This window comes from Halpernia humi (assembly GCF_900108025.1).
GTDB classification, from domain to species: domain Bacteria; phylum Bacteroidota; class Bacteroidia; order Flavobacteriales; family Weeksellaceae; genus Halpernia; species Halpernia humi.
Map to the genome: position 1 here is coordinate 861,387 of NZ_FNUS01000001.1, position 13,597 is coordinate 874,983.

The window sequence follows — 13,597 nt, forward strand, 5'->3', positions numbered from 1 at the left end:
ATAATAAAAACACTTATGAACGAAATAAAAATATTTTGCCCCGCCACAATTGCCAATCTTTCTTGTGGATTTGATGTTTTAGGTTTATGTCTAGACACCGCAGGAGATGAAATGATTATAAAAAAATCTAACACAAAAGGCGTTCGCATCAATAAAATTGTAGGCGCAGACTTACCTTTAGAAACGGAAAATAATGTGGCCGGCGTTTCCTTATTGGCAATGCTAGAGGAAGTAGAAGCGGATTTTGGTTTCGAAATCGAAATTTATAAAAACATTAAAGCCGGAAGCGGCATTGGCAGCAGCGCAGCAAGTTCTGCAGGCGCCGTTTTCGGGGCTAATGAATTACTGGGGAAACCATTTACAAGAAAAGAACTTATAAAATTTGCCATGCAAGGTGAAAAACTTGCAAGCGGAAATGCACACGCAGATAATGTCGCGCCGGCTCTTTTAGGCGGTTTCACTTTGGTTAGAAGTTCCAACCCTTTAGATGTTATCCGAATAGAAAGCCCTGAAGAATTATTTGCAACGGTGATTCATCCCCAAATAGAATTAAAAACTTCCGATGCGCGTTCCGTCTTAAAAAAAACCGTTTCTTTAAAAAGTGCAATTACACAATGGGGAAATGTCGGCGGTTTAGTCGCAGGTTTATACACAAAAGATTATGATTTAATCGGACGTTCGCTCCATGATGAAATTATAGAACCAATTAGAAGTTTACTAATTCCAGGTTTTAATTTAATTAAAAATTCTGCTTTAGAAAACGGTGCTTTAGGCGCAGGAATTTCTGGCTCCGGACCATCTATTTTTTCATTATGCCGAGGAAATGAAATCGCACAAAAGATTGCCGCGGGAATGGGGAAAATTTATGATGACTTAGACGTTCCTTATGAAATTCACGTTTCAAAAATAAATCCAGACGGCATCAAAATCATTAGCACCAATCCATAAACTAAAAACGAAAACTTACTTTTTACATTAAATAAATGAAATATTACAGTTTAAATCACAATGCAAAAAAAGTTAACTTCAAAGACGCTGTAACAGACGGTTTAGCGCCAGATAAAGGCTTGTATTTTCCCGAAGAAATCACAGCATTACCGAAAACTTTTTTTGATAATATCGAAAATTTAGATCATAAAGAAATTGCCTTTCAAGTAATTCAGCAATTTGTGGGAGATGAGATTCCAGCGGAAATTTTAAAAGAAATTATCGCCGAAACCCTATCTTTTGATTTTCCTTTGGCAGAAGTAGAAGAAAATATTTACGCTTTGGAATTATTTCATGGCCCGACGATGGCATTTAAAGATGTCGGCGCTCGGTTTATGTCGCGTTGTTTGGGCTATTTTAACAAAGACAAAAAAGACAACGAGAACACCGTTTTGGTTGCAACTTCTGGTGATACTGGAGGCGCAGTTGCCAGCGGATTTTTGGACGTAGAAGGTGTAAAAGTGGTCATTTTATATCCTTCAGGAAAAGTAAGTGATATTCAGGAAAAGCAACTGACCACTTTAGGAAAAAATATCACGGCACTGGAAGTGGACGGTGTTTTTGATGATTGTCAGGACATGGTGAAGAAAGCCTTTTTAGATGAAGATTTAAACAGTAAAAATTTAACTTCGGCCAATTCTATAAACATTGCGCGTTGGCTACCCCAAATGTTCTATTTCTTTTTTGCCTATAAAAATTTGAAAAAACAAAATAAACCGCTTGTGTTTTCTTGCCCGAGTGGAAATTTTGGAAACATTTGCGCCGGAATTTTAGCCAAAAAATTAGGATTACCAATTAAACATTTTGTGGCTTCTACAAATATTAATGATACAGTTCCGCGTTTTTTGGTAAATGGTTTATATGAGCCAAAACCGTCAGAAAGCACGATTTCTAATGCAATGGACGTGGGAAATCCAAGTAATTTTTGCAGGATTCAAGAAATGTATGATAATGATTTAGAGCAATTAAAAAAAGATTTTTCTTCCTATAGTTTTTCTGATAAAGAAACTTTAGAAACGATGAAAACGATTTACAAAGCAAATAACTACATCGCAGATCCGCATGGCGCAGTGGGTTTTTTAGGTTTAAAAAAAGAATTAGAAAACCATCCAAATGCGCTAGGAATTTTTTTAGAAACAGCGCATCCCATTAAATTTTTAGACATTGTAGAACCCGCTTTAAATATAAAATTACCTATTCCAAAGCAAATAGAAAGCGTTTTAGGAAAAGAAAAGAAAAGTGTAAAAATAAAAACTTATGCTGATCTAAAATCATATTTAACTTATTGAAAGTAAATCTTTTAAGTTAGATATAATTTTAAAAATTATAGAATAATTTTCGCAATAAAAGTATATTTTTGTACTATAAAAAAATGTTAGAAAAAATAAAATTACCATTTCTACTCAGGCTTTCACTTGCTTTGGTGAGTATTCTTTGTTTGGGTTATTTAGCAGATATCGGCAAAACTATTTTGGCGCCACTTTTTTTTGCTTTTTTAGTTTCGCTATTATTTTTACCATTTGCCAACTTTCTAGAACGAAAGTTAAAATTCAGAAGAAGTTTTTCTACTTTATTTTCAGTATTTATTTTAATATTTTTTCTGGCTGGTCTCATCTACTTTTTTGGAAATCAGTTTGGAAGATTGAGTGATGATTTACCTCTTTTACAAAAACAAATCAACGAATCTTTTACTGAATTTCAGGTTTGGGTTTCTAGAACTTTTCATATCAATTTTAGCAAGCAATTAAAATATTTAAACGAGGCGGGCGATAAAATTTTATCTTCTAGCACCATAATTCTGGGTACTACTTTGGCTATTTTTTCTAGTAGTATGGCATTTGTAATCTTCAGTAGTATTTTTTTTATTTTTATTCTCAATTACCGACGTACTTTGTATAAATTTATAGTTCGTGTTTTTCACGAAGAACATCAGCCAAAAGTGCAAGATATTACCAATGAAATTCGTAAAATTATTAAACAATATATCGCGGGGCTTTTTCTTCAGGTATTTATAGTTTCAACGCTCACAAGTATAGTTTTAACGATTTTAGAAGTTAAATATGCTTTACTTTTAGGTGTGCTCACAGGTCTTTTAAACGTCATACCTTATGTGGGGATTTTTGTTTCTGCTATTTTTGCCAGTTTTATAAGTTTTGCAACGGGCGGAACATCCAAATTTTTATTTGTTTTGATTGGCTATTTTGGTGTTCATATTTTGGATGCCAATGTTATTTTACCTTTCGTAGTTGGCTCTAAAGTGAAAATAAATGCGCTTTTTTCTTTTCTAATAATTTTAATAGGCGAAAGTTTGTGGGGCATATCTGGAATGTTTTTAGGAATTCCTTTTTTGGCAATTTTAAAAATAATTTTAGACAGAATAGAGGGATTACAACCTTGGGGAGCGCTTCTAGGTGAAGAAGTAAAAGTGAAACGGCCAAAACGCAAACTAAAAATCAGTAAGAAAATTACTATTGAGGAGAAAGATTAACATAATTTTTCTAAGTTTTTTTCCATTTAAACCACCCCGTCTTCTCCTTTCAGTCGAATCCACCCCTCCAAAGGAGGGGAATTCTCATCTCGATTAATCGTCGACATTATAATTTTTTTAATATAATTTATTTTACAATAAATTTACAACTTATTCAATTACAATAATTTACAACACAATTGCTAGTTTACAAGTTTTAAACAAAGCATTTACAAAGGCTTTATCGTGTGGGTTTCGACCTTTACTTTTATAATTTTAAAACCAAATATTATGAAAGTTTCCAACACAAAAATCGCGATCCTCTTAATGGGTATTTTTTTTCTAAATGCCTGCAAAAAACAAGAAACTGCAAACACTTCCGGATTCGCCGCAGACAGCGCAATTGTATCTAGTGAAAATGTCTCCGATAGTATTTCTTATGCTGCAAAACAAAATATTGACGGTAAAAAATTCATAAAATCGGCTGACTTGAATATGGAAGTGAAAGATGTTTACAAAACGACCATAGAAATAGAAAAATATTTAAAAAACAACGGCGGATTTGTGACATTGAGTTCTTTAAACTCCGAAATAATTTCAGATGAAACCTATAATACTTCCGACGAAAATGCAATGCTCATAAGAAAATACCAAACCGAAAATAGTATGGAAGTTCGCATTCCTACAGAAAAATTGGGCGATTTTTTGCAATACATTAATGATGAAAAACTATTTCTAAAAGCACGAAATATTTATGCTGAAGACATTACCGCAAACATTCAATTAGCGAAACTAGAAAGTAACAGAATGCAAAAAAATGGGCAAGAAATTGCGAAATTAAAAACGACTGAAAAAAAAGTAAATCTCGCCAACGAAAATGAAAGCGAGAAAAATTATCAGCAAGTTCAAAATTTTATAACGCAAGACAATTTAAAATACAGCAGTGTAAAAATTTACATCAAAGAACCAAAAATCAGAATTGCTGAAATTGCGATTACCAATACCAAAAATATTGACAACAAGTACAAATTTAATTTTTTTTATGACGTGAAAAACGCTTTTGTAGAAGGCTTTTATCTTATTCAGAAAATTATTGTTGGCTTATTTAGCATTTGGCCTTTGCTTATAATTGGTGTAATAATTGTCCTTTTTTACCGCAAAAGAAATACGAAAAAAAATGATAAATTTCAGTATGAAATCAAAAAATAGTAATAAATTTATCTCAAAATAAAAAATATGAAAAAGTTGATTTTTTTAAGCGCTATTTTGACGACGGCTTTTGCCTTTTCACAAGTAAAAGTTACCCCTGAAAGTAAAGATTTAAACGAAGTTTATAAAGGTGGCGATAAGCAACTGGTGAAAGATGTTCAAAATAATTTCAGCACTTTTTCTTCAGAATATCAAGTAAATGGCAAATTTATTTTAAATTTTGATTTGGATAAAAATGGTAAAATTATTCACCCGAAAGTGTTGCCAGAAGTAAATAATGATTTTGCTTATGCTGTTATTCGCTCTTTCAAAAGGGTAAAAAATAATTTTAATCCGAATATGCCTAAAAGTAATTTGGCCCTTGTATTAGATTTTAACCCCAGTTTTAAAAGTGATGATGGCCGCGAGCGATTTACAGAAACTGCCGCTTCAGATCGTTTTCAGATGAGAAATAACTAAAAACCTTACAATTAAATTACTAAACCTTCGGAAATTTTTCGGAGGTTTTATTTTTACCTAAATTTGTGGTTTTAAACAGCATTTTTAATGTAAAACGATAAAACTTCTAATTTAAAATTTAACTAATGTTCCCAAAAATAAACCCTCTAGAAACTAAATCTTGGCAAAATTTGGAAGCGCATTTTACCCAAAATGATTTCGAACTTCGCACTTTATTTCAATATAATCCAGAAAGATTTTCACAATTTTCTATTGAAAAAGAAAATTATTTATTTGATTATTCAAAAAATTTAATAGACGAGAAAACCTTAGAACTTCTCCTCAATCTTGCAGAAGAATGCAAATTAGAAGATGCAATAAAAGCAATGTTTTCCGGTGAAATCATCAATGAAACCGAACACCGCGCTGTTCTTCATACCGCTTTGCGCGATTTTTCTCCGGAGCCAATTTTGGTAGATGGGGAAAATATTAAGCCTGAAATTAAAAAGGTTTTAGACCAAATGAAATCTTTTTCAGAAAAAATTATTTCTGGTGCGCACAAAGGATTTTCAGGAAAAGAAATTACAGATGTAGTCAACATCGGAATTGGCGGCTCAGATTTAGGTCCTGTGATGGTTTGTTCGGCTTTAAAACATTTTAAAACAAGACTAAATGTTCATTTTGTTTCTAATGTTGATGGAAATGATATTGCAGAAGTTTTAAAAAATCTCAATCCAGAAACCACACTTTTCATTATTGCATCTAAAACTTTTACCACGCAAGAAACAATGACCAATGCCAATTCTGCAAAAGATTGGTTTTTAAAAAACGGAAAATTAGAAGATGTTGAAAAGCATTTTGTAGCACTTTCAACTAATATAGAAGCCGTAAAAAATTTCGGGATTGCAGAAGAAAATATTTTCCAATTTTGGGATTGGGTTGGCGGTAGATATTCTTTGTGGAGTGCCATTGGTTTAAGCATCGTTCTATTTATTGGTTATGATAATTTCGAGCAACTTTTAAAAGGCGCAGAAGACACAGATACACATTTCAAAACAGCGAAATTTTCTGAAAATATCCCAGTGATAATGGGACTTTTAGGAATTTGGTACCGCAATTTTTATGATGCAGAAACTTATGCTATTTTGCCATATTCTCAATATTTAAACCGTTTTCCGGCCTATTTTCAGCAAGGCGATATGGAAAGCAACGGAAAATCTATCGATAGAAACGGCGAATTTGTAGAATACGAAACTGGCCCTGTAATTTGGGGCGAGCCAGGCACCAACGGCCAACACGCGTTTTACCAACTTATACATCAAGGAACAGAACTTATTCCAGCAGATTTTATTGCGTATGTGAAATCAGCCAATGTTGTTTCTGACCATCAAGTGAAATTATTGGCCAATTTCTTTGCTCAAACAGAAGCGCTCGCGTTCGGGAAAACTGAAAACGAAGTGATTGAAGAATTAAAAAAAGAAGGTAAAACAGACGAAGAAATTTCAAAACTCGCTCCATATAAAATCTTCACAGGAGATTCGCCAACGAACTCTATCTTTTTCCATGAATTAAATCCTTTTTCACTCGGACAACTCATTGCACTTTATGAGCACAAAATTTTTGTTCAAGGCGTGATTTGGAATATTTTCAGTTTTGACCAATTTGGGGTTGAACTCGGTAAAGTTTTAGCCAAAAATATACTTCCAAAACTAATTGATGACGAACATGTAAACTCTCATGACTCTTCTACAAATGCGCTAATCAATTACTATAAAAAAAATAAGTAAAAAAATATGGCAAAAATATTAGATGGCTTAAAAGTTTCAAAAGAAATAAAAAGCGAAATTAAAGCCGAAGTAGAAAAAATAATAAAAAGTAAAAAGCGAGCACCTCATCTCGTTGCAATATTGGTAGGCAATAATGGCGCAAGTAAAACTTATGTGAACAGTAAAGTAAAAGATTGCCAAGAAGTCGGCTTTACTTCTTCTTTATTAAAATTTCCGGCAACCGTATCCGAAGCAGAACTTTTAGAAAAAATTAATGAACTGAATCACAGTAAAGCCGTAGATGGTTTTATTGTGCAACTACCTCTTCCCAAACAAATCGATCAAGAAAAAATAATTATGGCGATTGATCCGCGGAAAGATGTGGATGGTTTTCACCCAGAAAATTTCGGAAAAATGGCACTCGAAATGGACACATTTCTACCAGCCACGCCCTTTGGAATCCTCACATTACTAGAACGCTACAACATTGAAACAAAAGGAAAACATTGTGTAATTATTGGCAGAAGTAGAATTGTAGGAAAACCAATGAGTATTTTAATGGGCAGAAAAGATTTCCCAGGAAATTCTACAGTAACCCTCACGCACAGTTATACACCACACATTGAGAAATTTACACAAAGTGCAGATATAGTAATCACCGCCTTGGGAGACCCCCACTTTTTGAAAAGTGAAATGATTAAAAAAGGCGCAATAATAGTAGATGTGGGAATTACGCGGGTTGATGACGATTCCAAAAAAGGATATCATTTAACAGGAGATGTGGACTTCGAAAGTTGTGCAGAAAAAGCAGCGTGGATAACACCAGTTCCAGGAGGCGTAGGCCCAATGACGAGAGCGATGCTCTTGAAAAACACACTTTTAGCTTACAAAACATCAGTGTACAACGATTAATTTTTGGGCGTGCCTGCTTTTTTTAAAACAATTGTTGCGCATAAAAAAAAGCAGTCGGTATCCGGCTCCCACTTTTTTTCTAATTTTTTTTAACAAAAAAAAATTAGAAAAAAGAGTTCCGCCTACTCCCTCACGCATATTCACTCAAGATAAGACGGTAGATTTTTAAAACAAATGACAGATTCAGAAAAGATAGAACTAGAAAAAGGAATTTCACTTCCTGTGATGGAACATTTTTATACCATCCAAGGCGAAGGTGCACACACAGGAAAAGCTGCTTATTTTATAAGATTGGGCGGTTGCGATGTCGGCTGCCACTGGTGCGACGTGAAAGAAAGTTGGGATCCCAATCTTCACCCTTTAATGAAAACCGAAAAAATTGCAGAAATTGCCGCATCAAATTGCAAAACAATTGTGCTAACTGGCGGCGAACCCCTGATGTGGAACTTGGACCCTTTAACGAAAAAACTAAAAGATTTAGGATGCACCATCCATATTGAAACCTCTGGCGCATACAAAATGAGTGGCATTCTAGATTGGATAACACTTTCGCCGAAAAAAACAGGTCTCCCAAAGCCAGAAATTTACAAAAAGGCGCAAGAATTAAAAGTAATTATTTTTAATAACAATGATTTCAAATTTGCAGAAGAACAGGCAGAAAAAGTAGAAGATGGCTGCAAACTCTATCTGCAAAGCGAATGGAGCAAACGTGCGGAAATGTACCCTAAAATGACGGATTTTGTGATGAAAAATCCAAAATGGCAAGTTTCTGTGCAAACGCATAAATATCTAAATATTCCGTAAATTTATTTTTTTAATAAAACCTTTTAGATGCAAAGACTTCGGTATTCCCGATATTTTAAGATTGTATTTATCCTGCTAGACATTTTCGTGATATCAGGTGTTTTCGCATTCGCCTATCTAAGAAAACACGATTATCATTATTTAAAAGGCTTAACTGAACTAAATACGATATCTTTACTCTTACTTATTTCATTTTGGATTTTATTGAGCGGTAGAACAAAATTATACTCCATTCCCCGAAATTTAACGTTTACAATTTATCTAGAAAGGCTTGTAACGCACATTTTCCTATTTATTGTGGGTGTTATTTTATTAGCAAAAATTAGTAATAATCCTTTTCTAAAAGAAGACCGATTTTTAATAGGTTTAGCACTATTTGTATGTCTATTTTTTGTGAAATCTTTTTCATTTTTTGCTTTAAAATACATTAGAACTTTTGGCCTAAACCACAGAAATATTATGTTTCTTTCCGAAAATGAATCTACTATTCTTTTAAAAAACATTTTGGAGCAAAGAAAGGACTATGGCTTTAAATTTTTCAAGTACGAAGGTCCAAATAACATAGAAGATTTGGTAAAATTTTGGAAAGAAAATGGCATACACACACTTTACTTGCCTTCGGAAAACACTTCCTTTGATAAAGATTTTGAGAGTGAAGTTTTTCACCAAGCAGAAATCAATAAAGTTCTCATATCTCTTGTGCCCAATATTATACAAAACAATTTTTTGCGCTATAATCTGGAATATGTAGAGATGCAACCCATTCTCACACAATCAAAATTTCCCCTAGATTATTTCTCTAATTTTTTAATAAAAAGAACTTTCGATATCGTATTTTCTCTGCTTTTTTTAATATTAATTGGATCTTGGCTTTTCCCACTCATCGCAATAGGAATAAAATTTAGTAGCAAAGGCCCCGTTTTTTTTAAGCAAAAAAGATATGGCTATCACGAACAAGTTTTTAACTGTTTGAAATTTCGCTCCATGGTTTTAAATGGAAGTAGCAGCACCAAAACAACCGCCGAAAACGATAAAAGAATTACGCCATTTGGCAGATTTTTAAGAAGAACGAGTTTAGACGAAACGCCTCAATTCATCAATGTTTTGAAGGGCGAAATGTCCATCATTGGCCCAAGACCGCACATGCTTTTGGTAGATGATTATTATAAGGATAAAATTGGTAGATATTCGTTACGAAATTTTGTAAAACCAGGTATTTCTGGTTTAGCACAGGTAAATGGTTTGCGCGGAGATGCTGGTAATATTGAAATAGAAATGCAAAAAAGAATTTTGGCAGATTCTTTTTATGTAAAAAATTGGACCATCAGTTTAGATTTTATCATCATACTAAAAACCATATTTTTGTTGATTAATGGAGATAAAAAGGCGCGCTAATTATCATTAAATAAAAATAAAAAACACTAATTTAGCGCAATGTTAAAAAGATTATTAACTTCAATTGGTGAATATTTCCTACTTCTAGGAAAAGCGATAAAAAGACCACAGAAATCTTCTGTTTTTGTTAAACTTTTTTTTCGAGAAATTGCAGATTTGGGCGTCAATTCATTTGGATTGGTTTTGTTTACTTCTACTTTCGTAGGTGCTGTTGTAGCGATACAAATGTTTAATAATTTTACGGCTTCTAGTTTTCCAATTCCTTTGAGTTTTATTGGCTATGCCACTAAGGTCGTTTTAATATTAGAATTTGCACCCACAATTATTTCTGTAATTTTAGCAGGTAAAGTAGGATCTTACATTGCTTCTAGTATTGGTACGATGCGTGTTACAGAGCAAATTGATGCGCTTGATATTATGGGCGTCAATTCACCTAATTTTTTAATCTTGCCAAAAATTTTGGCAAGTATAATTTTTAACCCACTTTTAATAGCTATCAGTATTGTTTTTGGTATTTATGGTGGCTATTTAGCCGGAATTGCAACTGGCAGTTGGAGCAAAGCAGATTACATAACTGGCGTGCAAATGTATATGCCTACTCATTTTATTTGGTATGCCTTTTTAAAAACTGCGGTATTTGCATTTATCATTGCAACTGTACCTTCCTACTTCGGTTATAATGTTAAAGGCGGCTCCCTAGAGGTTGGGCGTGCAAGCACACAAGCGGTGGTTTGGACTATTGTGTCTATAATTATTATGAATCTTATACTCACCCAAATGTTTTTAAGCTAATGATTGAAATAAAAAATTTAAAAAAAAGTTTCGGGAATGTTGAGGTTTTAAAAGGCATATCAACCACTTTGGAGACAGGTAAAGTTAATTTAATAATCGGGCAAAGCGGTTCTGGTAAAACAGTTTTTCTTAAAAGTTTACTAAATGTTTACCAACCTTCGTCTGGTGAAATATTGTTTGACGGAAGAGATATCAATAAAATGTCTCGAGATGAAAAACAAAGTTTACGTTCCGAAATCGGTACAGTTTTCCAAGGAAGCGCACTTTTTGATTCTATGACAGTTGATGAAAATATCATGTTTCCTTTAAATATGTTTACCAATTTAACTTACCGTGAGAAAAAAAGACGCGTAATGGATGTAATTGGAAAGGTACACTTAGGAAAAGCAAACCGAAAATTTCCTTCTGAAATATCCGGTGGGATGCAAAAAAGAGTTGCAATTGCCCGTGCTATTGTCAATAATCCTAAGTATCTATTTTGCGACGAACCAAATTCTGGTTTAGATCCCTATACTTCAAATATTATAGATGATTTATTACTAGAAATAACAAAAGAGTACAATACCACAACCATCATCAATTCTCACGACATGAATTCTGTGATGACAATTGGTGAAAAAATAGTTTATCTTCGCTCTGGGATTAAAGAATGGGAGGGCAATAAAGATATACTCATTAATGCAAATAATAAAAACCTTATAGATTTCGTTTATTCATCAGAGTTATTTAAAGAATTAAGAGAATATTTTTTAAAAACGCACAAGACTTCTATTGAAAATATAATAACAAAACCACCAGAAAATGAAGAAGATTTTTAGTTTAGCGATACTCACTTTATCTAGTTTGGCTTTTGCACAGGTTAAATTGGCCGTAAAAGCAAATGCAATTTTCCCAACAAGTTCGTCTTCTTGGAAAGACGTTTCAGGCACCATCACAGATGCCTACAACAAACAAGGGAAAAACATGACGGGCTTTAACATTGGGCTTTCTGCAAAAATAAATTTGCCAACCTCTTTATTTGTGATGCCAGAAATTTATTATACGACCTTTAAAAATGAATTTACAGATCCAAATACGAATGTCGCTTTAGAAGCAAAATACAATCGTGTAGATGTTCCTGTTCTTTTAGGATACAAAGTTTTAGGTGATACTTTTGGGCTTTTTATTGGTCCTGTTGCGAGTTATAATTTATCTAAAGACAACCAGTACAAGGATTTCCAGGAAAATGCAACCAAAGAATTTACGGTTGGTTACCAATTTGGCGCACAAGTTCAGATTTCTAAACTAATCTTAAATGCTCGCTACGAAGGTGCTTTTTCACAAGACCAAAGAAAATATGTCAGCAGCGCTGTTGGCTCAAATACTGAAGTTCGGTATGACAACCGACCAAGTTTTGTTTCAATTGGCTTGGGATATCAATTTTAAAAATAAATTTAAATTATTATAAGAAAAGGCTGAATTAGAATTGATTCGGCCTATTTTTTTCATCGATTTCTTTATCTGCTAAAGTCTGATTTTTCGCCAATTCTGCAGCCTGAATTTCTAGCGCTTCTTTCTCCTTTTGTAATTGCACATATTTTTTACGTTGGTTTTCTTTGCGAATAGAACTGCCTTTGCTCACATAACCAACCAAACCACCGATTATTAATCCAATACCAATTCCTGCTAAAATACCCATCAAATTAATAGGTTCAAAAAGTTTTATAAAAGAAAATTGAGGCATTAGATAATAAAGCAAAAAGGCTAAAGCTAGCAATATTATACCAATTAATGTGAGATTTTTCATTTGTTTAATGTTAAGTTTAAAAAGAAAACCTTTCCAAATTTAATTAAAAATAAGGAAAGGTTTCTACATTTTTCTGAAAATTTTATTTACCGCCCGCTGCTCTGTAATATTCTAAAGCTTTTGGCATATCATTTAATAAATCCGCTCTTCTATTTTCTGGTGCTGGGTGCGTCGAAAGAAACTCTGGCGGTCTTTGTCCGTTGCCAGCAGCACTTTCCATTCTTTCCCAAAAAACTGGTGCTTGTCTTGGGTCATATCCCGCCATTGCCATAAGATACAAGCCCATTTCATCTGCTTCTAATTCTTGTTTTCTACCATAAGCTAATAAGCCAACTTGGGCTCCAATAGGATACGCTTTTGCAAAAATTGATGCTAATTGTTGGTTAGATATAGCACCTCCTAAAATTTGACCACCATATTGCGCAACCATTGCTTGAGACATTCTTTCGTTTCCATGCCCTGCAAGTGCGTGCGAAATTTCGTGTCCTAAAACTACTGCAAGACCAGTTGCATCTTTAGTTACAGGCAGAATCCCGGAGTAAACGGCTACTTTTCCGCCCGGCATACACCAAGCATTTAATTGTGGGTCTTGTAGCAAATTAAACTCCCATTGGTAATCAGCAATATCTGCTTCTCTACCGATACTTGTGTAATATTTTATGGCGGCATCTTTAATTCTATTTCCAACTGTTTTCACCATTGTTGCAGAAGAAGTTCCGTTGATTACCTTGCCAGTTTGCAATGTTTTTTGGTATTCTTGCAGCGCCATTGTATTTATTTGTTGATCATTTGCCAGATGCAGAGAAGATCTCCCAGTGATTGGGTTCGTGGTACAAGCAAATAATGCTAAAGAAACCAAGCCAATTCCCAAAATATTTTTCATTTTCATATGTATTTATTTTATGTTTGTTAAAGTAATATGTAATCGCCTTACTTCATTAGCGTTTGATTAAAAATTTATTGATAGCGATTTTATATCAAAATTTTTGATGAATTTACAACTTTTATTCCAAAAATAAATTTATTGAAAAAAAGTAATTT

General features: G+C 33.5%; 14 protein-coding genes. 12 read left to right on the forward strand and 2 right to left on the reverse strand.

Annotated features, from left to right (window positions below; translation table 11 throughout):
• Window positions 1-15 precede the first annotated feature (15 nt).
• From C4S29_RS03995 to C4S29_RS04050, 12 genes are all read left to right on the forward strand, one after another.
• Window positions 16-948 (forward strand): homoserine kinase, encoded by a 933-nt coding sequence (locus C4S29_RS03995; protein WP_103912817.1) that lies wholly within the window; start codon window positions 16-18, stop codon window positions 946-948.
• Window positions 949-983: 35 nt separating this feature from the next.
• Window positions 984-2,276, forward strand: a complete 1,293-nt coding sequence (gene thrC, locus C4S29_RS04000; protein WP_103912818.1) for a threonine synthase — start codon at window positions 984-986, stop codon at window positions 2,274-2,276.
• Window positions 2,277-2,359: 83 nt separating this feature from the next.
• Complete coding sequence (locus C4S29_RS04005) at window positions 2,360-3,475, forward strand: AI-2E family transporter (RefSeq protein ID WP_103912819.1); 1,116 nt, start codon at window positions 2,360-2,362, stop codon at window positions 3,473-3,475.
• Between the two features lie 270 nt (window positions 3,476-3,745).
• Window positions 3,746-4,663 carry a DUF4349 domain-containing protein gene (locus tag C4S29_RS04010; RefSeq protein ID WP_103913033.1) on the forward strand — a complete coding sequence of 306 codons (918 nt, stop codon included), beginning with the start codon at window positions 3,746-3,748 and terminating at the stop codon, window positions 4,661-4,663.
• A 27-nt stretch (window positions 4,664-4,690) separates the two neighbouring features.
• Window positions 4,691-5,122, forward strand: a complete 432-nt coding sequence (locus tag C4S29_RS04015; protein ID WP_103912820.1) for a hypothetical protein — start codon at window positions 4,691-4,693, stop codon at window positions 5,120-5,122.
• A 125-nt stretch (window positions 5,123-5,247) separates the two neighbouring features.
• Window positions 5,248-6,888: a glucose-6-phosphate isomerase gene (pgi, locus tag C4S29_RS04020; RefSeq protein WP_103912821.1), complete on the forward strand. Its 1,641-nt coding sequence runs from the start codon at window positions 5,248-5,250 to the stop codon at window positions 6,886-6,888.
• Between the two features lie 6 nt (window positions 6,889-6,894).
• Window positions 6,895-7,779, forward strand: a complete 885-nt coding sequence (locus C4S29_RS04025) for a bifunctional 5,10-methylenetetrahydrofolate dehydrogenase/5,10-methenyltetrahydrofolate cyclohydrolase (RefSeq protein WP_103912822.1) — start codon at window positions 6,895-6,897, stop codon at window positions 7,777-7,779.
• 174 nt (window positions 7,780-7,953) lie between these two features.
• Window positions 7,954-8,583: a 7-carboxy-7-deazaguanine synthase QueE gene (locus C4S29_RS04030; protein WP_103912823.1), complete on the forward strand. Its 630-nt coding sequence runs from the start codon at window positions 7,954-7,956 to the stop codon at window positions 8,581-8,583.
• A gap of 27 nt (window positions 8,584-8,610) precedes the next feature.
• A complete protein-coding gene (locus C4S29_RS04035; protein WP_103912824.1) occupies window positions 8,611-9,978 on the forward strand; it encodes an exopolysaccharide biosynthesis polyprenyl glycosylphosphotransferase in 1,368 nt (455 codons plus the stop codon).
• A 39-nt stretch (window positions 9,979-10,017) separates the two neighbouring features.
• Window positions 10,018-10,770 (forward strand): MlaE family ABC transporter permease, encoded by a 753-nt coding sequence (locus C4S29_RS04040; protein ID WP_103912825.1) that lies wholly within the window; start codon window positions 10,018-10,020, stop codon window positions 10,768-10,770.
• On the forward strand, window positions 10,770-11,588 hold the full coding sequence (locus tag C4S29_RS04045) for an ABC transporter ATP-binding protein (RefSeq protein WP_103912826.1): 819 nt from the start codon (window positions 10,770-10,772) through the stop codon (window positions 11,586-11,588). The genes C4S29_RS04040 and C4S29_RS04045 overlap by 1 nt, the downstream gene beginning before the upstream one ends.
• Window positions 11,572-12,195, forward strand: coding sequence for an outer membrane beta-barrel protein (locus C4S29_RS04050; protein ID WP_103912827.1), 624 nt, complete (start codon window positions 11,572-11,574; stop codon window positions 12,193-12,195). The genes C4S29_RS04045 and C4S29_RS04050 overlap by 17 nt, the downstream gene beginning before the upstream one ends.
• A gap of 34 nt (window positions 12,196-12,229) precedes the next feature.
• Here C4S29_RS04050 and C4S29_RS04055 read toward each other — a convergent pair whose 3' ends face one another.
• Together C4S29_RS04055 and C4S29_RS04060 are read right to left on the reverse strand one after the other, a co-directional pair.
• Complete coding sequence (locus C4S29_RS04055) at window positions 12,230-12,556, reverse strand: hypothetical protein (RefSeq protein WP_103912828.1); 327 nt, start codon at window positions 12,554-12,556, stop codon at window positions 12,230-12,232.
• Window positions 12,557-12,638: 82 nt separating this feature from the next.
• Complete coding sequence (locus tag C4S29_RS04060; protein ID WP_103912829.1) at window positions 12,639-13,445, reverse strand: M48 family metallopeptidase; 807 nt, start codon at window positions 13,443-13,445, stop codon at window positions 12,639-12,641.
• Window positions 13,446-13,597: the final 152 nt, after the last annotated feature.